Here is a 20,686-nt window from a genome sequence, read left to right as displayed (position 1 = left end):
CGGGACTCCTCTCCTCGCGCGCCCGGGTCAGCGGACGCGACGTCTCCACTCCGCGTCGATGTGCTCGACGAGCGGCCGGTACAGACCGGCGACGGCCGCGGCGACCTCCGAGGCAAGGGCGACCGGGGCGGGCCCGGTCAGCAGGCGGGCCACACCGTGTTCGATCAGCTCCGCGGTGCGCCGCGGATCGGTGGGGACGAACGGGCTCGCCGCGCTCTCGGTGAACAGGTAGCCCCAGGTCAGCGCACCCCAGGCGTGGATCTGCTCGTCCGGGGACAGCGCGTCGTCGACGAGGCCGGCCGACCGCAGCACCCGGAAGTGCTCGCGCACCACGGCGTCCCGGCGGCGGCCCAGCTCCCCGAGGGTCCCGGCGGCCTCGTGCGCGAGCCGGCCGAGGACCTCACCGTCGCCCAGGTACAGCGCACGCGCCACCTCGTCGGCGCGCAGCCGCTCGTACAGCTCGCGCGACATGCCCCAGGGCAGCGCCACGACGGGCTCGACGAGCATCCGGTCGGCCAGGTCGGCGAACAGCCGCCGCTGCGAACGCAGCAGCACGGTGAGGAACAGCGCCTCCTTGGTGCGGACGTGCAGGTAGACGGTGCCCTTGCCGACCCCCGCCCGGCGCGCGACGTCCTCGACGGTCACACCCCGGTAGCCGCGTCGCACGAGCAGCTCGGCCGCCGCGTCGAGCACCCGCTCCATCCGCGTGGTGCCCTCCGCCGCGACCACGTCCGGTACCGCCACCGCTCCCCCGCTCCTCGGCGTGACCGGATCAACGAATTCGGTCACCAGGTCACCGTAGCGCGTCCGCCCCTCGGCGACGAGCGGATTCCGGGCTACCGTCGGTCCATGACCGACTACGAGCACCTCCTGGTGAAACAGGACGGCGACACGGTCCGGATCACGATGAACCGCCCGCAGCGCCGCAACTCCCTCACCGAGGACCACCTGCGCGAGCTGCTGGACGCCTTCGAGAGCGCCGGACGCAGCGACGCGACCGGGATCGTGCTCGCCGGGGAGGGCAAGGCCTTCTCCTCGGGCCACGACTTCGGCGACGTCGCCGCCCGCGACCTCGCGGGGGTCCGCTCCCTGCTGCGGCTGTGCACGACGGTCATGCGCACCGTGCAGGAGGTGCCGCAGGTCGTGATCGCCCGGGTCCACGCGACGGCCTGGGCCGCGGGCTGCCAGCTCGTCGCGTCCTGCGACCTCGCCGTCGCCGCGGAGTCCGCGACGTTCGCGCTGCCCGGCGGCAAGGGCGGCTGGTTCTGCCACACCCCGGCCGTCCCGGTCGCGCGGAACATCGGCCGCAAGCGGCTGATGGAGCTGGCCCTGACCGGGGACCCGATCGACGCGGCGACCGCCGCCGACTGGGGCCTGGTCAACTACGCCGTCCCCGACCACGACCTCGACGCCCGCGTGGACGAGCTGCTCGCCCGCGCGACCCGCGGGAGCCGGCTGTCCAAGGCCGTCGGCAAGCAGACCCTCTACGCCCAGCTCGACCGTCCCGAGGCCGACGCCTACAGTGTCGCGGCCGAGGTCATGGCGTCGATGTCGCAGTCCGGGGGCGCCCGCGAGGGCATGGCGTCGTTCCTGGAGAAGCGGGCCCCCGAGTGGACCGACTGATCGACACCTAGGCTCGCGGGACCATGCAGATCCGCACCACCACCCGGCTGAGCCGGCGGCGCCTGCTGGGGGCGGCCGCCGCCCTCGGCGGGACAGCCCTGGCCGGGCCACTGCTGGGCGGCTGCGGAGGGCCGTCGGACCCGCTGTCCCGGCTCCGAGCCGGCGGCGACGTCGTCGTCGGGCTGTCCGGGGAGCGCCCGTTCGGCTACACCGACGGCTCCGGCCGGGCCACCGGGGAGAGCCCGGAGGTGGCCCGCGCGGTGGTCACCGACCTCGGCGGCAGCGGCCTGGCCGCGGTCCAGACGAAGTTCGACCAGCTCGTCCCCGGCCTGCTCGACGGCCGCTTCGACGTCATCGCGGTCGGACTGACGATCACCGCGCTGCGCTGCCAGCAGGTCGCGTTCTCCCGCCCCGACTACGTGGCGGGTACCGGCCTGGTGGTCCCGGCCGGGAACCCGCTGGGCGTCGCGACACTGGCCGGGGTCCGCCGGTCCGGGGCGACGCTGGCGGTGCTCGACGGCAGCGCCGAGCAGGAGTACGCGCTCGCGGCCGGCATCCGGGCCGAGCACATCGTCACCGTCGACTCGCAGGGCGCGCTGGTGCGCGAGGTCGCGAACGGCGGTGCGCAGGTGGGGGCGCTCACCCGCATCTCGCTGCTCGACGAGGTCCGCCGCAACGCGGGCATCGGTCTGGAGGTGACCGCCGCGTTCGCCCCCGAGGTGGCGGGGCGACCGGTCGTCGGGGCAGGGGCGTTCGCGTTCCGCCCCGCCGACGGTGCCTTCCGCGACGAGTTCGACCGCGGGCTCACCGCGCTGCAGGACTCCGGGCGCTGGCTGGAGCTCGCCGCGCCGTTCGGGTTCACCGCGGCGAACCTGCCGCCACGCGACCTCACCGTCGACGAGCTCTGCGCCCGCACCCCCGACTCCTGAGCCGCGCCGCCGCCGGACTGGAATGATCCGGGCCATGGCGCTGCGCATCGCGGGTATCGACGTTCCCGGCCCGTCCGACCTGCTCTCCGGCGCGGCCTCCGTGGTCGAGGCGACCGGCGACCTCGCCGGGACCGTCGCCGGGCTGCCCGCCCGGGCCGGGGAGCTGCTGGAGGAGGTCGGCTCGCTGGTCGGCCGGATCGGCACGATCGCGACCCGCGCCGAGCAGCTGCTCGACCGGGTGGACGGCGTCGTCGACCGGGCCGAGGGGCTGATCGGGACCGTCGACACCGTCGCCGGGGAGGCGACCGAACTCGTGGCCCGGGTCCGGCCGGTCGCGGACCAGGCCGAGGCGCTCGTCGCCCGGGTCACCGGCGTCGCCGGGAACGCGGAGGAGCTGGTCGGGCGGGTCACCGGCGTCGCCGGGAACGCCGAGGAGCTGGTCGGGCGGGTCACCGGCGTCGCCGGGAACGCCGAGGAGCTGGTCGCGCGGGTCACCGGCGTCGCCGACGAGGCCGACACCCTGATCCGCAAGGTCACCACCGTGTCCGAGCAGGCCGACGGCCTGGTCCGCCGGGTCACCACCGTCTCCGACGAGGCGGGCGACCTGGTCCGGCGCGTCACCACGGTGTCCGAGGAGGCTGGCGACCTGGTCCGGCGGGTCACCACGGTCTCGCAGAACGCCGAGGGCATCGTCGAGCAGGTATCGGTGGTCACCGGGAACGCGAGCGGGCTGCTCGCGCGGGTGGACACGGTCACCGGCGAGGCGGGCGGACTCATCCGGACCGTCGGCGAGATCAGCGAGCGCGCCGGCGGCCTCATCGGGCAGGTCGAGACCGTCACCACCGACGCGACCGGTGTCGTCACCGCGGCGAAGGCGGTGTCCGACCGGGCGGGCGAGGTCGTCGGGCAGGCCGCGGGCGCCAGCGAGCAGGCCGGTGAGCTGCTGGACCTCTACGGCCCGCTGGCCCGCCGGGCGGCTCCGCTGGCCCAGCGCTTCGTCGACGAGCTCTCCGAGGAGGAGGTGCGCGCCGCGATCCGGCTGGTGGACCAGCTGCCGAAGTTCACCGAGCACATGGAGGAGGACATCATGCCGATCCTCACGACGCTCGACCGTGTCGGACCGGACGTGCACGAGCTCCTGGACGTGCTCAAGGAGGTCCGGCAGGCGATCATCGGGATTCCCGGCTTCAAGCTGCTGAGCCGCCGGGGCAGTGAGAAGGACGAGAGCTGACCCACCGGGAGGACCGGGCGTGGACCGGATCTGCGGCGAGCAGACGTTGTACGCACGGACCCTCGAGAGCAACGCGACGTTCGGTCCGCGCCAGGGCCGTGAGGTCGTCTTCGGCCGCAAGCGGCCGCTGGTGCACCTGGCGCTCGGCGACCTGCGGATCAGCCGTGAGCACGGCCTCCTGTGCTTCGACGACGGCCGGTGGTGGGTGCACGACGGCGGCCGACCGCGATCCGGCTGCCCGCGGGCACGGAGCTGCGCCCGGGCGATCCACCCGTGCCGCCGGCGGCCGGCCACACGCTGCTGACCGTGCTCGGCTCCCCCGGGCGCGGGCACGCCCTGGAGGTTCGGGTGAGCGGCCCGGAACCGGGTGGCACCGGCGCCCTCCCACCCGACGCGCACACCTATGAGCCCCCGGTCTGGCCGCTGGAACCCGACGAGCGCCGGGTCGTCGTGCTGCCGGCCCGGCGCCATCTGCAGGGCGACTCCCGCCCCACGCCCCAGCGCTGGCGGCAGGTCGGGGAGGGCATGCAGGCGCTGGCCCCGGAGGCGGGCTGGACCCACCGACGGGCCGAGCACACCGTGCGTGCGGTCCGCGAGCGGCGCTCCTCCGCGGGTGTCGCCGAGCTCCTCGCCGAGGAGGTGGAGCCGCCGGTCGGCGACGCGCTGGACGAGAACCTCGTCGCCGAGCTCGTCCGCAGCCGCACGATCACCGCGGCCGACCTCGACGCACTGAACAGGGAGACACCGTGAGCACCGTCCTCGCCGGGCGCTACACCGTCGGCCCGCGGCTCGGCGCCGGCGGGACGGGCGTCGTGCACCGGGCCCGGGACACCGTGCTGCCGCGCGACGTCGCGCTCGAGCAGGTCCTGCTCCCCGACGACCGCGACCCGAGCGGGTCCGACGGGTCCGGTCCGGCGGCGACCCGGCGGCTGCGCCGGGAGGCCGCGGTCGCCGCGCAGCTGCACCACGGCCGGATCGTCACCGTCTTCGACGTCCTGGAACTCGACGGCGGCCCGCTGCTGATCATGGAGAACGTGCCCGCGGAGAGCCTCACGGCGTTGCTCCTCCGATCCGGACCGCTGCCGTCCGGCGTCGCCGCCCGGATCGGGGCGCAGGTGGCCCCGGACCGCGCGCCCCCGCCGAAGCGGCCGCGTCGTCGGCGGCGGCCACCCTGGCCCACGGTGTACCCCGCCGCACACCGCCCACGCCGAGCGCGCTGTGGGCTGCGGACGGGTGCACCCTGCTGCGTCCGGAGGACCTGACCGTGCTGCCCGGGCCGATCCGCTCGGGGTTCTTCCGCGACGTCGCGGGCCGGCGGTGCGGCTGGAACGCGGGCGACGCCGACGACGCCCTGCAGATCACCCTGTCCTCCGACCGCTACGACGACCCGCGGGGCACCGACGCCGGCCGGGTCCCGGCACCGGCACCTGGACACGCGCCGACGGCGACACCGCCTGCAACGCCGAGGTGCCCGTCCGGGACTTCGTCGGCACCAACGGGCGGCCCATGTCGGAGGTGCTGCGGGTCACGACCGCCGAGGGCGGCCTCGGTACCGGCGAGCTGTGCGACCTGGCCGCCCGCCTCGCCGGTACCGCGCGCACGCGGCTGGGCTGACTCAGTCCAGACCCTGGGACCGCCGGATCAGGGTGACGATCTCGTCCATCATCCCGGTCAGCCGGAAGTTCTTGGGCGTGAACACCGCCGCGACCCCGCCCTCGCGCAGCCGCTTCTCGTCCTCGGGCGGGATGATCCCGCCGACGACGACCGGGACCTCCCCGGCACCGGCGTCGCGCAGCCCCTGCACGACCGCGGGCACGACCTCCAGGTGCGACCCGGACAGCACCGACAGCCCGACGGCGTGCACACCCTCCTGCACCGCGGCCGCCACGATCTGCGACGGAGTGAGCCGGATCCCCTGGTAGACGACCTCGAACCCGACGTCGCGGGCGCGGACGGCGACCTGCTCGGCGCCGTTGGAGTGGCCGTCCAGGCCCGGCTTGCCGACCAGCATGCGCAACCGCTGGCCCAGCTCGTCACCGGTGGCGCGGACCCGCTCGCGGACCTCGGAGATCTCGGTGGCGCCCTCGCCGGACATGCTGGCGCCGGCCACCCCGGTCGGGGCCCGGAACTCGCCGAACACCTCGCGCAGCGCTCCCGACCACTCGCCGGTGGTCACGCCCGCCTTGGCGCAGTCGATCGAGACCTGCATGAGGTTCTGCTCGGTCTTGGCCGCGTCGCGCAGGGCCCGCAGCGCCTCGTCGACGGCGTCCTGGTCCCGCGCGGCGCGCCACTCGCGGATCGCCTCGACGGCGGACCGCTCGGTCGCCGGGTCGACGGTGAAGATCGCCTCGGCGCCCTCGGCCTGCAGCGGGCTCGGCTCGGTCGTGTCGAACTTGTTGACCCCGACCACGACCTCGTCGCCGGACTCCAGCCGGCGACGGCGGGCGGCCAGGGAGTTGACCAGCTCGCCCTTCATGTAGCCGGACTCGACGGCCGCGACCGCCCCGCCCATCTCCTGCACCCGGTCGATCTCGGCGCGGGCTCCCTCGACGAGCTCGGACACCTTCGCCTCGACGACGCGGGACCCGTCGAAGATGTCCTCGTACTCCAGCAGGTCGGTCTCGTAGGCCAGCACCTGCTGCATCCGCAGCGCCCACTGCTGGTCCCAGGGCCGCGGCAGGCCCAGCGCCTCGTTCCAGGCGGGCAGCTGGACCGCACGGGCCCGGGCGTCCTTGGACAGGGTCACGGCGAGCATCTCCAGCACGATGCGCTGGACGTTGTTCTCCGGCTGTGCCTCGGTCAGGCCGAGCGAGTTGACCTGCACCCCGTAGCGCAGGCGCCGCTGCTTGGGGTTCTGCACGCCGTAGCGCTCGAGGGTGATCTCGTCCCAGAGCCTGCCCAGCGCCCGGAGCTTGCACATCTCCTCGACGAACCGGATGCCCGCGTTGACGAAGAACGAGATGCGCCCGACCACGTCGCCGAACTTCTCCGGCGGCACCTGCCCGGAGTCGCGCACCGAGTCGAGGACGGCGATCGCCGTGGACAGCGCGTAGGCCAGCTCCTGGGTCGGTGTGGCCCCGGCCTCCTGCAGGTGGTAGCTGCAGATGTTGATGGGGTTCCACTTGGGGATCTCGCCGACCGACCAGGCGACCATGTCGGTGATCAGCCGCAGGCTGGGCCCGGGCGGGAACACGTAGGTGCCCCGCGACAGGTACTCCTTGACGATGTCGTTCTGGGTCGTCCCGGCCAGCTTCGCGCGGACCTCGGCGTAGTCCAGGCCGGACTGCTCCGCCTGCTCCTCGGCGACGGCCACGTACAGCGCGAGCAGCCACATCGCCGGGGCGTTGATCGTCATCGAGGTGTTGGCCTCGGCGACCGGGATCCCCTCGAAGAGCGTGCGCATGTCACCGATGTGGCTGACCGGCACGCCGACCTTGCCGACCTCGCCCTTGGCGAGCTCGTCGTCCGGGTCGTAGCCGGTCTGGGTCGGGAGGTCGAAGGCCACGGACAGACCCGTCTGCCCCTTGGCCAGGTTGCGGCGGTAGAGCTCGTTGGTCTTCTCCGCCGAGGAGTGACCGGCGTAGGTGCGGATCACCCACGGACGGTCGCGCTCACGATCGGTGGGGTACGGCACCGGAACCTCCGTGTCGTCGCGGGAGCACAGTCGGCACTGCCTGTGATGCGGACAGAGACTACTCGTCAGTAGCCGGCGACGGGCACGGAGTCGTCCCTCGTCACAGTCGGCGTGTTCGGCAAAGTACGCGACGCGCGCGGGAAACCGAGCGCTGGATCGGTTCACCACCCGACCCCTCGGACAGGGCGCGTCGCCCGTCCGGGTGCGACCATCGGCGGATGGAGCTCGACCTGGTCCCGCGGCTCGGCGCCGTCATCGGCCTGGCGGTGGTGCTGCTGGTGCTCGGGCTGCTGCTGCGCTGGACCTACGGCCACCAGAAGCACCACGCGCTGCCCACCGACGACCCGGACGACCCGGTGGCCACCGGGCTGCTCACCGAGGTCTCCCGGGTACCGGGCCAGGAGGCCGCCCGCGTGCTGCGCGACCGGCTGCGCTCCGAGGGCATCCGCGCGACGACCTCGCGCGCCGACGGCGGCGGCTGGGCGCTGCTCGTCTTCCCCCGCGACGTGAAGGACGCCCGCGTGGTGCTGAGCCGCCGCTCCCTGGACTGAGCGCTCAGTCCACCCGGTGGTAGCGGGCGTCGAGGAAGCAGAACACCCCGTAGCAGGCGATCCCGACGCCCACCGCGACCAGCAGGAACACCCCGTAGGGCTGCTCGCGCAGCGTCTTGAGCGCCGAGTCCAGCCCGTTCGCGCGTTGCGGGTCGAAGGTCAGCGCGGCGACGCCCAGCAGGATGCCCAGCGCACCGATCGCGATCCCCTTGGCGATGTACCCGGCCTGCCCGGTACGGGCGTTGATCCGCCGCAGCCGGCTGTCGGCGCCGCCGAGGTCCTGGTCCTCGGTGAACTTCTTCCGGTAGCCGTTCCAGGCCATCACGCCGCCGCCGACCAGCACACCCAGCCCGACGAGCGCGGTGAGGACCTGCCCGCCCGGCAGGCCGAGCAGTCCGGCGGTCGCCCGCCCACCACCGCCGCTCGAGGCGCGCCCGCTGACCGCGGTGGTCGCCGCGGTGACGGCCAGCACGGCGTAGACGACCGCCTGCCCGCCGGCGACGACCCGCTTCACCGTCCGCTTCGTGCTGTCGCCGACGTAGTGGAAGCCCCACACCGCCGAGACCGTCCGCCACAGGACGACCGCGGCGAACCCGACCACCAGCACCCACAGGAACACCCGGCCCGCCGGCTCGGCGGCGATCGCCCCGAGGGCGCCGCTCTGGTCGGCCTGCCCGCCCGAGCCGAGCGCGATCTGGACGGCGAGCCAGCCGATCAGCAGGTGCAGCACCCCGTTCGCGGCGATGCCGACCCGGGCGGCGACGCGCACCGGTGTCGAGTGCGCGGCGTCCCGCGCCCCGCGGCCCGCTCTGCGGCCGGCCTGCGAGACGTCCGCGGCGTCGGGGGTGCTCACCATGACGGGCCTCCTCGTCGAGTCGACGCGAAGGGTGGCACGGCGCGGACCGGTCCGCCGGGCTGGTGGGCCGTTCGGAGCAACGGCGAGGCCGCACCCGGGCCGTGTCGCGCCGAGGGGTGTCGCCCACCCCGGCCGGTTCGCCGCCGGGTACCGGCGCCGCCACGGCGAGCCGCCGTCGGCGCCCCTGCGGGGCCGAGCGTCTACCGCTCCGGCTCGCCCGCGACCCGCCGGATGTCGGCGCCGAGCGCGGACAGGTTCTCCACGAACCGCGGGTAGCCGCGGTCGATGTGCGCGACGTCCCAGACCTCGGTCGTGCCCCGTGCGCACAGCCCGGCCAGCACCAGCCCGGCGCCGGCCCGGATGTCGCTGGCCCACACCGGCGCGCTGGACAGCTCCGGCCGCCCCCGTACGACGGCGTGGTGCCCATCGGTGCGGGCGTCGGCGCCCAGGCGCACCATCTCGTCGACGAAGCGGAACCGGGCCTCGAACACGTTCTCGGTGATCATCGAGGTGCCCTCGGCGATCGCCGACAACGCGATCGCCATCGGCTGCAGGTCCGTCGCGAACCCCGGGTAGGGCAGTGTCACGAAGTCGACCGCCTCCGGGCGACCGGGCATCGCGACCGAGAACTCCTGCTCGGCGGTGGCGATCTCGGCGCCCGCGCTGCGGAGCTTGTCGAGGACCAGGTCGATGTGGTGCGGGTCGACGCCGCGCACGGTGACCTCGCCCCGGGTCATGGCGGCCGCGAACGCCCAGGTCGCACCGACGATCCGATCCCCGATGACGCGGTGCGTGGTCGGCTGCAGCCCCGCGACGCCGTGCACGGTCAGCGTGGAGCTCCCGACGCCCTCGAGCTTCGCGCCCATCTGCTGCAGCATCACGCAGAGGTCGACGATCTCCGGCTCGCGGGCCGCGTTGTCGATCACCGTCGTGCCCTCGGCGAGCACCGCGGCCATCAGGATGTTCTCGGTCGCGCCGACGCTCGGGAAGTCCAGCCAGATCTGCGCGCCGTGCAGGTCGCCCGCCGTCGCGGTGACGCTGCCGTGCACGATGTCGGTGGTCGCGCCGAGCTTGCGCAGCCCGTTCTGGTGCATGTCCAGCGGCCGCGAACCGATCGCGTCGCCCCCGGGGAGCGGGACGACCGCCCGCCGGCAGCGCGCGACCAGCGGCCCGAGCACGCACACCGACGCGCGCAGCTTGGAGACCGAACGGTAGTCGGCCTCCGCCCCGGGGTCGGCGGGCACGTCGATGTGCACGGTCGACCCCTCGATCGCGACCGTGCAGCCCAGGCTTCGCAGGACGTCGGCCATCAGCGGCACGTCCAGGATCTCCGGGCAGTTCTCGAGCGTCGTCCGTCCCTCGGCCAGCAGCGCCGCCGCCATGAGCTTGAGCACGCTGTTCTTCGCCCCGACGACGTCGACGGACCCGCTCAGCCGGGCCCCGCCGTTGACCGCGAAATGCTCCACCACGACCGGAACGGTAACGGGACCGTCACCACGCCGGATGCCCGCCCCGGACGGCCCTGACCCTTCGGACCGTCCGACGCACCCCCGCATCTGGTCGCCGAGGCACCGGCGCCCCTAGCCTGTCGGGGTGGCGGTGCATCTCACGCGGATCTACACGAAGACCGGCGACGACGGTACGACGGCCCTGGGCGACTTCAGCCGGGTCCGGAAGACCGATGCCCGGCTGGCGGCCTACGCCGACACCGACGAGGCGAACGCCGCGATCGGGGTCGCCGTGACCGTCGGGGGACTCCCGGAACGGGTCGTCGACCCGCTGCGGCAGATCCAGAACGACCTGTTCGACGTCGGTGCCGACCTGTGCACCCCGATCGTCGAGAACCCCGAGTACCCGCCGCTGCGGGTCACCGAGGGCTATGTGACCCGGCTCGAGGGCTGGTGCGACGAGTTCAACCCCGAGTTGCCCAAGCTCAACTCCTTCATCCTCCCCGGCGGCACCCCGGGCGCGGCGTACCTGCACGTCGCCCGGACCGTCGCCCGGCGTGCCGAGCGGTCGGTGTGGGGCCTGCTGGAGGTCGACCGGGAGCACACCAACCCGCTGACCGCGCAGTACCTCAACCGGCTCTCGGACCTGCTGTTCATCCTCGGCCGGGTCGCGAACCCCGACGGCGACGTCCTGTGGCAGCCGGGCGGCCCGCACGGAGCACCGACCACGGACACCTGACCGGACCCGCTCCGGACGGCCCGCTCAGGTCAGCACCGCCACCAGCAGCGCGACGACGGCGCCGCAGCCGAACGCCACGGCACGCCGCATCGCGGTGCCACTGCGGCTCCGGCTGCGCTCCAGGTGGTCGTCGCGCTCGGCGACGGTGAGCGTGAGCGGGTGGTCGGCCGCGGCGGACAGCCGTACCCGGTCCCCGGACAGCCGGGCCTCCCCCACCACGGTGAGCCGGGCGCCCGGCTCGATCCGCCACTCGGTGCGCTCACGGACCACCGTCGGGTCGACGAGGCGGAACAGGCCGAACTCGCGGCCTTCCCCGTCGTCGGTGACCCGGCGGCGCTCGGCGACCGGGATCTCGGTGTGCGCGTCACGGGGGTCGACCACGACCTCCGCGGTGCCGTCGGTCAGCCGGAACGGCCGCTCCCGCCGCTGCTCGGCGACGACCTGCCGTTCCTCCCGGTCGTCCCGGCCGCGGGAGAGCGCCTCCTCGACGAACCGGAACCAGACCGAGTCGACCCCGGTCAGCGGGGCCGGGCGCGCCTCGTCGTCGAGCGGCTCGACGGTGCCGGACAGCGACACCACCTGACGGAACGCCGGGGCGTCGAGCTCGTCGCGGACGGACCCGGCCATGGCGACGAGCTCCGCGACCGTCGCCGGGGTCGCGGCCAGGCCGCGCGTCCAGCGGGCGTGCCCGTCGCGGGCCTCGCGGAACGACGTCCACGCCAGCCGGCCGAGAATGCCCGCGAACGCCAGGAGGACCAGATCCACGGCGGCAGCATAGAACGGACAGAACGGACGACAGGTCCGTAGAGCTACCGATCCGGCGAGGTCAGGACGCCTCGCGGTAGCCGTGCCCCTGCCCCGGCGGGGTGGACTCCAGCCAGGCCATGAAGCCGGTGCGGACGCCCGCCGACATCGCCAGCTCGACGTCGATGCCCCGGCCCGCGGCGTCGCGGCCGCGGCAGCGCAGCACCTCGACCGCCATCGGGATCGCGAACTCCTCCGACCGGTGCGGCGGCCGCCGGTCCACGATCTCCAGGTCGGCCCGGTCCATCACGACGGTCGCACCGATCCGGAAGCTGGTCAGGCGGTACCAGGCGAACCGCTCGCCCTCGTAGCGCCCGACGCCGAAGTGCCAGTCCGTGACAGCGAAACGGCGGCGCAGACACAGGTCCACACCGCCGTTGCGCATGAGTCGTACCCGCCGTACGGCGAGCCAGACCAAGGGGACGACCAGGCACAGCAGCAGAACTCCGACGAACGCCGCGATGAGCTCCACTGCCTGCCCGGTCCCCGTGCTAGTTCGCCTCGGCCGCCCGCAGGCGGGCCTCGGCCCGGGCGATCGCCGATCTGCCCTCGTCGGTGGACGAGTCGGCGCCGTCGCGCGCCCGCCGGGCCCGCTCGACATCGATCTCATCCGCCTGCTCGGCGAACTCGGCCAGGATGGACACCCGCTCCGCCGACACCGACAGGAACCCGCCGTGCACCGCGATGGTGCGCTTCGAGCCGTCGGTGGAGTCGATGCGGACGACCCCGGCCTCTTCCAGCTGGGCCAGCATCGGCTGGTGGCCGGGCAGGATGCCGACCTCGCCGACCGTGGTCCGGGCGAGCACGAAGCGTGCGTCGCCCGACCACAGCCGGCGCTCCACGGAGACCAGCTCCACGGTCATCTCAGCAGGCATCGGTGATCAGCCCTCGAGCTTCTTGCGGTTCTTCTCCAGGTCGTCGAGACCGCCGCAGAGGAAGAACGCCTGCTCGGGGACGTCGTCGAACTCGCCCTTGGCGATCTTGTCGAACGCCTCGATGGTCTCCTTGAGCGGGACCGTCGACCCCTTCTGCTGGGTGAACTGCTCGGCCACCAGCAGGTTCTGGGACAGGAAGCGCTCGATCCGCCGTGCGCGGCCGACCAGCTGCTTGTCCTCCTCGGACAGCTCGTCGATGCCGAGGATGGCGATGATGTCCTGCAGGTCGTTGTACTTCTGCAGGATCCGCTTGACCTCGTTGGCGACGCGGAAGTGCTCGTCACCGACGTACTGCGGGTCCAGGATCCGCGAGGTCGAGGTCAGCGGGTCCACCGCCGGGTAGATCCCCTTCTGGGAGATCGGCCGGGAGAGCTCGGTGGTGGCGTCGAGGTGCGCGAACGTCGTCGCCGGAGCCGGGTCGGTGTAGTCATCCGCGGGGACGTAGATCGCCTGCATCGAGGTGATCGAACGACCGCGGGTCGAGGTGATCCGCTCCTGCAGCTCGCCCATCTCGTCGGCCAGGGTGGGCTGGTAGCCCACCGCGGACGGCATGCGGCCGAGGAGGGTCGAGACCTCCTGGCCGGCCTGGGTGAACCGGAAGATGTTGTCGATGAACAGGAGCACGTCCTGCTCCTGCACGTCACGGAAGTACTCCGCCATGGTCAGCGCGGAGAGCGCGACGCGCATACGGGTGCCCGGCGGCTCGTCCATCTGACCGAACACCAGAGCGGTGTTCTTCATGACGCCCGACTCGGTCATCTCCGTGATGAGGTCGTTGCCCTCACGGGTGCGCTCACCGACGCCGGCGAACACCGAGGTGCCACCGAAGTTCAGCGCGACACGCTGGATCATCTCCTGGATCAGCACGGTCTTGCCGACGCCGGCACCACCGAACAGACCGATCTTGCCGCCGACGACGTAGGGCGTCATCAGGTCCAGGACCTTGATGCCGGTCTCCAGCATCTCGGTCTTGCCCTCGAGCTCGTCGAAGCGCGGGGCCTTCTGGTGGATCGACCGCAGGTCACCGGTGAACTGGATGGACGGGTCGTCCAGGCAGTCGCCGAGGGCGTTGAACACGTGGCCCTTGACCTGGTCGCCCACCGGCACGGAGATCGGGCGGCCGAGGTCGGTGACCTCCTGGCCACGCACGACACCGTCGGTCGGCTGCATGGAGATGGCCCGGACGAGGTTGTCACCCAGGTGCGTGGCGATCTCCAGCGTCAGCTTGCGCTTGTCGCCGGAGAGGTCCACCTCCAGCGTGAGGGCGTTGAGCAGGTTCGGGACCTGGTCACGCGGGAACTCGACGTCGACGACCGGGCCGGTCACCTGGACGACGCGCCCGGTGATCGGGCCGGCCGAAGTTTCGGCGGTCGTGGTCATCAGCTCTCACTTCCTGCGCTGGCGAGAGCGTCGACCCCACCGACGATCTCGCTGATCTCCTGGGTGATCTGTGCCTGGCGAGCCTGGTTGGCCTCCAGGGTCAGGCTACGGATCAGTTCGTTGGCGTTGTCCGTCGCGGCCTTCATGGCCCGCTGCCGGTTCGCCGACTCCGATGCCGCCGACTCCAGCAGGGCCGCGTAGAGGCGGGCCCCGATGTACTTCGGCAGCAGCGCGTCGAAGAGCGTGTCCGGGTCCGGCTCGAACTCGTAGAGCGGCTGGAGCCCCTTGCTCTCCGGGTGGTCCCGCTGGCTCTCGGCCGTGTCGGCGTCGGCGTCGCGGGCGACCGAGGGCAGCTCCGACCCGGCACCGACCGGCCTCGAGGAGGCGCTGTCGGCCGCGTACTCGACCTCGAGCGGAGCCATCCGCCGGGCCTGCGGCACCTGGGTGATCATGTTCTTGAAGCTGGTGTAGACGAGGTGCAGCTCGTCCACGCCGGTCACACCGTCGGTGTTGCCGTCGTGGTCGTCCTCACCGGCCATGAACGCGTCGACCAGGGCCTTCGCCGCCTCGGCCGCGTGCTCGTAGCCGGGCTGCTCGGAGAAACCGGTCCACGACTGCTCGACGTCCCGGTTGCGGAACCGGTAGTACGAGACGCCCTTGCGGCCGATCACGTAGAGCACAGGCTCCTTGCCCTGCTCACGGAGCAGGGCCTGGAGCTTCTCGGCCTCCTTGAGGACGTTGGCGTTGTAGCCGCCGCACTGCCCGCGGTCACTGGTGACGACCAGGACCGCGGCCCGCTTCGGCTGCTCCCGCTCGACGAGCAACGGGTGGTCCAGCGCCGAGTTCGACGCGAGCTCCGACAGGGTGCTCGTCATCAGCTCGGCGTACGGACGCGCCTCGTCCACCCGTGCCCGGGCCTTCGCGATCCGAGAGGTCGCGATCAGCTCCTGGGAACGGGTGATCTTCTTGATGGACTGCGTCGACCGGATACGCCGGCGCAGCACCCGGATCTGTGCCGCCATCGGGTATCAGCCTCAGTTCTTCTTGACCGTGACGGTCTCCTGCTCGACATCGTCCTCGTCGAGGGCCTTCTCGGCCTTCTCCTTGGGGACGACCGAGGAACCGTCGGACGCGGTGAACTCGTTGCGCTTGAACTCGTCGACCGCCTTGGTCAGCGTCTCGACGGCGTCGTCGGAGAGCTTCCCGGTGTCGGTGATCTCGTTCAGGGCGCCGGAGGCGTGGCGACGCGAGTACTCGCGGAACTCCGACTCGAAGCGCTGCACGTCGGCGACGGGCACCGAGTCGAGCTTGCCGGAGGTGCCCAGCCAGATCGAGACGACCTGGTCCTGCACCGCGACCGGCGCGTACTGCGCCTGCTTGAGCAGCTCGACCAGGCGCTCGCCACGGCCCAGAGCGGCGGCCGACGCGGCGTCGAGGTCGGAACCGAAGGCGGCGAACGCCTCCAGCTCACGGAACTGCGACAGGTCCAGACGCAGCGAGCCCGAGACCGTCTTCATGGCCTTGATCTGCGCCGAGCCGCCGACCCGGGAGACCGAGATACCGACGTTGATCGCCGGCCGGACACCCTGGTTGAACAGGTCGGACTCGAGGAAGACCTGGCCGTCGGTGATCGAGATGACGTTGGTCGGGATGTAGGCCGACACGTCGTTCGCCTTGGTCTCGATGATCGGCAGACCGGTCATCGACCCCGCGCCGAGCTCGTCGGAGAGCTTCGCGCAGCGCTCCAGCAGACGCGAGTGCAGGTAGAAGACGTCGCCCGGGTAGGCCTCACGGCCCGGCGGGCGGCGCAGCAGCAGCGAGATCGCGCGGTAGGCCTCGGCCTGCTTCGACAGGTCGTCGAACACGATGAGGACGTGCTTGCCCTGGTACATCCAGTGCTGGCCGATGGCCGAGCCGGTGTAGGGCGCGAGCCACTTGAAGCCGGCCGGGTCGGACGCGGGGGCCGCGACGATCGTCGTGTACTCCAGCGCACCGGCGTCCTCGAGGGACTGCCGGACACCGGCGATCGTGGAGCCCTTCTGGCCGATGGCGACGTAGATGCAGCGGACCTGCTTCTTCGGGTCGCCCGACTCCCAGTTCTCCTTCTGGTTGATGATCGTGTCGACGCAGACCGCGGTCTTGCCGGTCTTGCGGTCGCCGATCACCAGCTGGCGCTGGCCGCGGCCGATCGGGGTCATGGCGTCGATGGCCTTGATCCCGGTCTGCAGCGGCTCGCCGACGGACTGGCGGTCCATCACGCCGGCCGCCTGGAGCTCGAGCACGCGGCGGGCGTCGCTCTCGACGTCGCCGAGGCCGTCGATCGGGTTGCCCAGCGGGTCGACGACCCGGCCCAGGTAGCCCTCGCCGACCGGCACGGACAGGACCTCGCCGGTACGGGTGACCTGCTGGCCCTCCTCGAGGCCGGTGTAGTCGCCCAGGACGACCGCACCGATCTCGTTCTGCTCGAGGTTCAGCGCGACGCCGCGGACGCCGCCCTCGAACTCGAGCAGCTCGTTGGTCATGGCCGAGGGCAGACCCTCGACGTGGGCGATGCCGTCACCGGTGTCGGCGACGGTCCCGACCTCACGGCGGGACGTGCCGCTCTCCAGCGACGAGACGTAGCTGGAGATCGCACTCCGGATCTCCTCGGAGGAGATCGTCAGCTCTGTCATGGCTGCGTCGTTCCTTCTCTCGAACGGGGTCTTCGGGTCGTTCCGCCGGGGTCCGGCGATCGCGTCCGAAGCAGGTCAGCTGGGCAGGGATCGGCGAGCTGCGGCGAGTCGACCCGCCACGCTGCCGTCGATGACCTCGCCGCCGACCTGCACGACCAGGCCTCCGAGGAGGCTCCGGTCGAGCTCGACCTGCAGGGAGATCGTGCGGCCGTACATACGGCCCAGTGTCTCGGCGAGCGTGGTCTCCTGCTCGGAGGAGAGCTCGACGGGTGTGCGCACCTTGGCGACCGAGCGGTCCCGGCGGGCCGCCGCGAGCTCGGCGAGCTCCTCGGCGACGACGTCGAGGTGCCGGCTGCGGGGCAGCCGGACCGCTTCGCGGAGCAGCGTCGCCGTCACCGGGTAGACCTTCTCGCCGAGCACCGAGTCCAGGAGCTGGACGCGACCCTCGACGGGCCGGGCGGCGTCGCCGAGCAGGCTCGCCAGCTGCGGTTCGCGGGCGACGACCCGGCCGAACCGGAACAGCTGGTCCTCGACCTCGTCGAGGGAGCCGTTGCGGTCCGCGATCGCGATGGCCGTGCGGCGGGCCAGGCCCTCCGCGCCGGTGACGATGTCGCGGGGGGTGGACCAGCGCTTGCCCGCCAGCTCGGAGACGAGGTCCACGGTCGGCTGCGAGAGCTGGGACCCGAACAGCCGGCGGACCAGGTCCGCGCGGGCGTCCTCGGGGGAGGACGCGTCGGCCAGCAGGCGCCGGACGGAGCGCTCGGAGTCCAGGAACCGGGCCACCGCGAACAGCTCGTCCGCGGTCGTGGTCAGGTCCCGGGCCGACGCGGAGTCGGTCCAGGAGTCCAGCCGCTCGGTCAGCGCCGCGAGGGACTCACGACTGGCGGGCTGCAGGACAGCCGCCATCAGTTCGCCCCGCTCCGCTGGGCCACGCCCTGCTGGTCGAGCTCACCGAGGAACGAGTCGATCGTCGCGGAACGACGCGAGTCGTCGGCCAGCTGCTCGCGCAGCAGGCGCTCGGCCAGCTGGACCGACAGGCCCCCGACCTCGTTGCGCAGAGCACGCTGGGCGGCGTCGCGTGACGCGGCCACCTGCTCCTCGCCACGGGCCTTGATGCGCGCGGCCTCGGCCTCGGCCTCCTCGCGGAGCTCGGCCTTGATCTGCTGGCCCTCGGCCCGGGCGTCGTCGCGGATGCGCGCCGCCTCGGCCCGGAGGCCGGCGAGCTGCTCCTCGTACTCCTTCTTCAGCCGGTCCGCCTGCTCCTGGGTCTCCTGAGCACGCTTGAGGCCGCCCTCGATCGCGTCGGTCCGCTCCTCGTAGAGCGTCTCGAAGCGCGGGACCGCGAACTTCCAGAGCAGGAACAGCAGGATCGCGAACGCGACCACACCGAGCACGAGCTCATCGAGGTGCGGGAGAATCGGAAGCGGCTGTTCGGCGGCGAGAATCAGTTCCACCGTGTGTCCTTCCCTGACATGGCCGCCGGTACCGGGACCGGCATGAGAGTGATCTGCCGGCTCTTACTGCGCGATGAAGAAGAGCACCAGGCCGATCAGCATGACCAGCTCGGCGAGGACGAAGGTGGTCCAGCCGATACCCATCAGCTGGCCGCGGGCCTCCGGCTGGCGGGCGGTGCCGCTGATGACGGCCGACCAGATCAGGCCGACGCCGATACCGGCGCCGATGGCCGAGGCGCCGAACCCGATGGCCGCGAGGCCCGGGTTGATGTTGGCGGCTTCCTGGGCCAGAACCTGGGTGACGTTCACTTCGGGTTTCCTTCCGTCGGGTCCGCGGGATGCGGGTCGTTCGGTGTATCGGCCCGGACGGGCCGGCGGATGAAGCAGGTGGTGCGAGCGCGGTGCCGGCGGCACCGGGGTCTCGGTGGTGCTGTCAGTGGTCCTCGGAGATCGCCGCGCCGATGAACACGGCTGCCAGCAGGGCGAAGACGTAGGCCTGGATGACCTGGACCAGCGCCTCCAGGAACGTGAACGCGATCCCGGCGGCGAACACCACCGGGGACGCGATGACGAGCGCGGAGCCCGCCGACACCAGGAACGCCGCACCCACGGCGGTCAGGGCGAGGATGAGGTGGCCTGCGAACATCGCGGCGAACACACGCAGAGCCAGCGAGAGCGGCTGCACCAGGAACTTCTGCAGCAGCTCGATCACGATGATCAGCGGCGCGATGAAGACCGGGACGCCCGGCGGCAGCGCGGCGTGCTTGATGTAGCCGAAGAACCCGTGCTTCTTGAACCCGGCGTAGTGGTAGAAGACGTAGACGAACAACGCCAGCGCGATGGGGAACCCGATCCGCGACAGCGTCGGGAACTGGATCACCGGGATGATCGCGAAGATGTTGTTGACCAGGATGAAGCTGAACAGGCCGAGGATCAGCGGGATGTACCGCTTGAAGTCCTCGGAGCCGATCTGGTCACGCGCCATCGTGTTGCGCGGGATGTTGTAGAAGGACTCCAGTCCGAACTGGAATCGGCTCGGCACGATGGACAGCTTGCGCGTGCCCAGCGTGAAGACGGCCGCGACGATGATCAGCGACAGGACCGCCAGCACCATCGGCTTGGTGACGGCGCCGAAGATCGGCGGGTACTCGAACAGACCTGCGCCGGGCGGAGTGAACTCCTCGGCCGCCAGTACCAACGTGCCCAATGGGGGTCCTTCCGGTGCTCCCGTTCCGCATCCACGCGGAACGGGGGATCGCCTGCAAGGTGCCTCGTGGCGCGATGTGTTTCCGGGCGGCCGGGTCGAAACACCGGAAGTCACCCACATCGCCTACGTGGCGGATGCTATCAGCCGTACTTCTACACGATGTCGGGGGCTCGTACGCACCTCACCTGCGCGTTCGTCCGACGAAACGATCTTGATCGGGTCCGGTGGGTCGCGTCGGGTGATTCACCGTTAACTCCCCCGGCGGTCGCCGCCCGGCCATCCGCCCGACGCCCTCGACAGCCCCCGCGGACGCCCGCGAGGGCGCCGCAGGAACGGACGAAACGGTCGTCGAACCCCAGGTCAGGCATCTGTGGACCCCGGATCGGTGCCGATCAGGATCTGGAGCTTCTGCCCTGCCCAGGCCTCCGCCGCCGTCGTCGTGATGAAGACGACGAGCATGGTGACGGCCAGTGACATGCGGTGCAGACCCGGCGCACCCCCGAGGGTGAACAGGGCGAGCAGGAGAATGATGGCCTTCATCGCGAGGCCGCCGAATGCGGCCAGCATCACAGCGCCCGGCTCGAGATGGGTCGTACGCAGCATCAGCACCGGCGTGAGCAGGGCCGAGCCGATGGCCAGCAGACCACCGAGGGCCGCGGCGGACAGGCCCGGGACCCCGGCTGCGACGATCCCGCCGACGGCGCAGACCACCGTGGTGGCCACGCCGACCAGGGCGGCGCCGCGGGCCATCGACCCCGACAGCCGCCGCACGACCTGCGCCTGACCGAGCGCGGGACCGTCGTACTCCACGGTCCCCCAGCGGTCCCATCGCCACACGGTGCGTCCGCCTCCCGGCTCACCGGCCGCCCCACCAGCGGGTACGGCTCCGCGCACACGGTAACCGGCGGGTCCGGCGCCCCGACCGGCGCCGTCCCCCGCGGTGTCCCGTGCCGCCCGGCCCGCGTCGAGAAGCTCCCGAGCGTCGTCGGACCGCCGTCGGGCGGCACCCAGGTGCTTCTCGACGCGCTCGACGGCCCCGGGACCGGGCGACGTACGGGGCGGGCGGGCCTGATCCGTGAGCGCGGACACCTCTCCCCAGGGCCAGGACCGGCGCCGGTCAGGCGTCGCGGTCCCGGGCGGGGTGGTGCGCGGGGGTGGGGACGGTCGGCTGGTCCGGCCCCGGTGTCGCGGCGGGGTGGGCGCGGTGGCCGGTGCCGCGCGGG

General features: G+C 72.4%; 24 protein-coding genes. 9 read left to right on the top strand and 15 right to left on the bottom strand.

Annotation, left to right across the window (positions count from 1 at the left end; translation table 11 throughout):
- Window positions 1–27: 27 nt before the first annotated feature.
- Complete coding sequence (locus tag GTW08_RS12385) at window positions 28–789, bottom strand: helix-turn-helix domain-containing protein (protein WP_346009898.1); 762 nt, start codon at window positions 787–789, stop codon at window positions 28–30.
- 60 nt (window positions 790–849) lie between these two features.
- Here GTW08_RS12385 and GTW08_RS12380 point away from each other — a divergent pair, with 60 nt between their 5' ends.
- From GTW08_RS12380 to GTW08_RS12350, 7 genes are all read left to right on the top strand, one after another.
- Window positions 850–1,623, top strand: coding sequence for an enoyl-CoA hydratase-related protein (locus GTW08_RS12380; protein ID WP_073578500.1), 774 nt, complete (start codon window positions 850–852; stop codon window positions 1,621–1,623).
- Between the two features lie 23 nt (window positions 1,624–1,646).
- Window positions 1,647–2,552, top strand: a complete 906-nt coding sequence (locus GTW08_RS12375; RefSeq protein WP_073578501.1) for a transporter substrate-binding domain-containing protein — start codon at window positions 1,647–1,649, stop codon at window positions 2,550–2,552.
- A gap of 34 nt (window positions 2,553–2,586) precedes the next feature.
- On the top strand, window positions 2,587–3,783 hold the full coding sequence (locus GTW08_RS12370) for a methyl-accepting chemotaxis protein (RefSeq protein WP_139283051.1): 1,197 nt from the start codon (window positions 2,587–2,589) through the stop codon (window positions 3,781–3,783).
- A gap of 19 nt (window positions 3,784–3,802) precedes the next feature.
- Window positions 3,803–4,087, top strand: coding sequence for an FHA domain-containing protein (locus tag GTW08_RS12365; protein ID WP_073578503.1), 285 nt, complete (start codon window positions 3,803–3,805; stop codon window positions 4,085–4,087).
- A 2-nt stretch (window positions 4,088–4,089) separates the two neighbouring features.
- Window positions 4,090–4,533, top strand: coding sequence for a hypothetical protein (locus tag GTW08_RS12360; RefSeq protein WP_139283052.1), 444 nt, complete (start codon window positions 4,090–4,092; stop codon window positions 4,531–4,533).
- Window positions 4,530–5,045: a protein kinase domain-containing protein gene (locus GTW08_RS12355; protein ID WP_073578505.1), complete on the top strand. Its 516-nt coding sequence runs from the start codon at window positions 4,530–4,532 to the stop codon at window positions 5,043–5,045. The genes GTW08_RS12360 and GTW08_RS12355 overlap by 4 nt, the downstream gene beginning before the upstream one ends.
- A 205-nt stretch (window positions 5,046–5,250) precedes the next feature.
- Window positions 5,251–5,397 (top strand): hypothetical protein, encoded by a 147-nt coding sequence (locus tag GTW08_RS12350; protein ID WP_157818323.1) that lies wholly within the window; start codon window positions 5,251–5,253, stop codon window positions 5,395–5,397.
- A 1-nt stretch (window position 5,398) separates the two neighbouring features.
- Here GTW08_RS12350 and GTW08_RS12345 read toward each other — a convergent pair whose 3' ends face one another.
- Window positions 5,399–7,417: a protein meaA gene (locus GTW08_RS12345; RefSeq protein WP_073578506.1), complete on the bottom strand. Its 2,019-nt coding sequence runs from the start codon at window positions 7,415–7,417 to the stop codon at window positions 5,399–5,401.
- Window positions 7,418–7,635: 218 nt separating this feature from the next.
- Between GTW08_RS12345 and GTW08_RS12340 the strand changes: the two genes are divergently transcribed.
- Complete coding sequence (locus GTW08_RS12340) at window positions 7,636–7,968, top strand: hypothetical protein (RefSeq protein ID WP_062397345.1); 333 nt, start codon at window positions 7,636–7,638, stop codon at window positions 7,966–7,968.
- Between the two features lie 4 nt (window positions 7,969–7,972).
- On the opposite strand, the gene GTW08_RS12335 is transcribed toward GTW08_RS12340, so the two are convergent.
- Both GTW08_RS12335 and murA read right to left on the bottom strand, forming a co-directional pair.
- Window positions 7,973–8,824 carry a DUF1206 domain-containing protein gene (locus GTW08_RS12335; RefSeq protein ID WP_073578507.1) on the bottom strand — a complete coding sequence of 284 codons (852 nt, stop codon included), beginning with the start codon at window positions 8,822–8,824 and terminating at the stop codon, window positions 7,973–7,975.
- A 200-nt stretch (window positions 8,825–9,024) separates the two neighbouring features.
- Entirely contained in the window at window positions 9,025–10,293 is a 1,269-nt protein-coding gene (gene murA, locus GTW08_RS12330; RefSeq protein ID WP_073578508.1) for a UDP-N-acetylglucosamine 1-carboxyvinyltransferase, read from the bottom strand.
- Between the two features lie 124 nt (window positions 10,294–10,417).
- On the opposite strand from murA, the gene GTW08_RS12325 reads away from it, so the two are divergent.
- Window positions 10,418–11,011, top strand: coding sequence for a cob(I)yrinic acid a,c-diamide adenosyltransferase (locus tag GTW08_RS12325; RefSeq protein WP_073578509.1), 594 nt, complete (start codon window positions 10,418–10,420; stop codon window positions 11,009–11,011).
- A gap of 24 nt (window positions 11,012–11,035) precedes the next feature.
- On the opposite strand, the gene GTW08_RS12320 is transcribed toward GTW08_RS12325, so the two are convergent.
- The 11 genes from GTW08_RS12320 to GTW08_RS12270 form a co-directional block, all read right to left on the bottom strand.
- Window positions 11,036–11,776, bottom strand: coding sequence for a GIDE domain-containing protein (locus GTW08_RS12320; protein WP_073578510.1), 741 nt, complete (start codon window positions 11,774–11,776; stop codon window positions 11,036–11,038).
- Window positions 11,777–11,837: 61 nt separating this feature from the next.
- A complete protein-coding gene (locus GTW08_RS12315) occupies window positions 11,838–12,287 on the bottom strand; it encodes a DUF2550 domain-containing protein (protein ID WP_062397354.1) in 450 nt (149 codons plus the stop codon).
- A gap of 19 nt (window positions 12,288–12,306) precedes the next feature.
- Window positions 12,307–12,678 carry a F0F1 ATP synthase subunit epsilon gene (locus tag GTW08_RS12310; protein WP_060713074.1) on the bottom strand — a complete coding sequence of 124 codons (372 nt, stop codon included), beginning with the start codon at window positions 12,676–12,678 and terminating at the stop codon, window positions 12,307–12,309.
- Between the two features lie 18 nt (window positions 12,679–12,696).
- Complete coding sequence (atpD, locus tag GTW08_RS12305) at window positions 12,697–14,130, bottom strand: F0F1 ATP synthase subunit beta (protein WP_073578511.1); 1,434 nt, start codon at window positions 14,128–14,130, stop codon at window positions 12,697–12,699.
- Window positions 14,130–15,152: a F0F1 ATP synthase subunit gamma gene (locus tag GTW08_RS12300; protein WP_073578512.1), complete on the bottom strand. Its 1,023-nt coding sequence runs from the start codon at window positions 15,150–15,152 to the stop codon at window positions 14,130–14,132. The genes atpD and GTW08_RS12300 overlap by 1 nt, the downstream gene beginning before the upstream one ends.
- Before the next feature lie 12 nt (window positions 15,153–15,164).
- Window positions 15,165–16,802 (bottom strand): F0F1 ATP synthase subunit alpha, encoded by a 1,638-nt coding sequence (gene atpA / locus GTW08_RS12295; protein WP_073578513.1) that lies wholly within the window; start codon window positions 16,800–16,802, stop codon window positions 15,165–15,167.
- Between the two features lie 75 nt (window positions 16,803–16,877).
- The gene (locus tag GTW08_RS12290) at window positions 16,878–17,708 is read right to left on the bottom strand and encodes a F0F1 ATP synthase subunit delta (protein ID WP_073578514.1); all 831 of its coding nucleotides are present in this window, start codon (window positions 17,706–17,708) and stop codon (window positions 16,878–16,880) included.
- Window positions 17,708–18,256 (bottom strand): F0F1 ATP synthase subunit B, encoded by a 549-nt coding sequence (locus tag GTW08_RS12285; RefSeq protein ID WP_062397364.1) that lies wholly within the window; start codon window positions 18,254–18,256, stop codon window positions 17,708–17,710. Before GTW08_RS12285 ends, GTW08_RS12290 begins: the two co-directional genes overlap by 1 nt.
- A 63-nt stretch (window positions 18,257–18,319) precedes the next feature.
- The gene (locus GTW08_RS12280) at window positions 18,320–18,565 is read right to left on the bottom strand and encodes a F0F1 ATP synthase subunit C (protein ID WP_020621511.1); all 246 of its coding nucleotides are present in this window, start codon (window positions 18,563–18,565) and stop codon (window positions 18,320–18,322) included.
- 124 nt (window positions 18,566–18,689) lie between these two features.
- Window positions 18,690–19,463, bottom strand: coding sequence for a F0F1 ATP synthase subunit A (gene atpB, locus GTW08_RS12275; protein WP_062397367.1), 774 nt, complete (start codon window positions 19,461–19,463; stop codon window positions 18,690–18,692).
- Between the two features lie 360 nt (window positions 19,464–19,823).
- Entirely contained in the window at window positions 19,824–20,300 is a 477-nt protein-coding gene (locus GTW08_RS12270; RefSeq protein ID WP_139283054.1) for a hypothetical protein, read from the bottom strand.
- Window positions 20,301–20,686: the final 386 nt, after the last annotated feature.

Origin of the sequence: Pseudonocardia sp. SID8383 (assembly GCF_009864975.1) — a bacterium.
Taxonomy (GTDB): domain Bacteria; phylum Actinomycetota; class Actinomycetes; order Mycobacteriales; family Pseudonocardiaceae; genus Pseudonocardia; species Pseudonocardia alni.
This window is presented reverse-complemented; position numbering and strand designations above follow the sequence as displayed.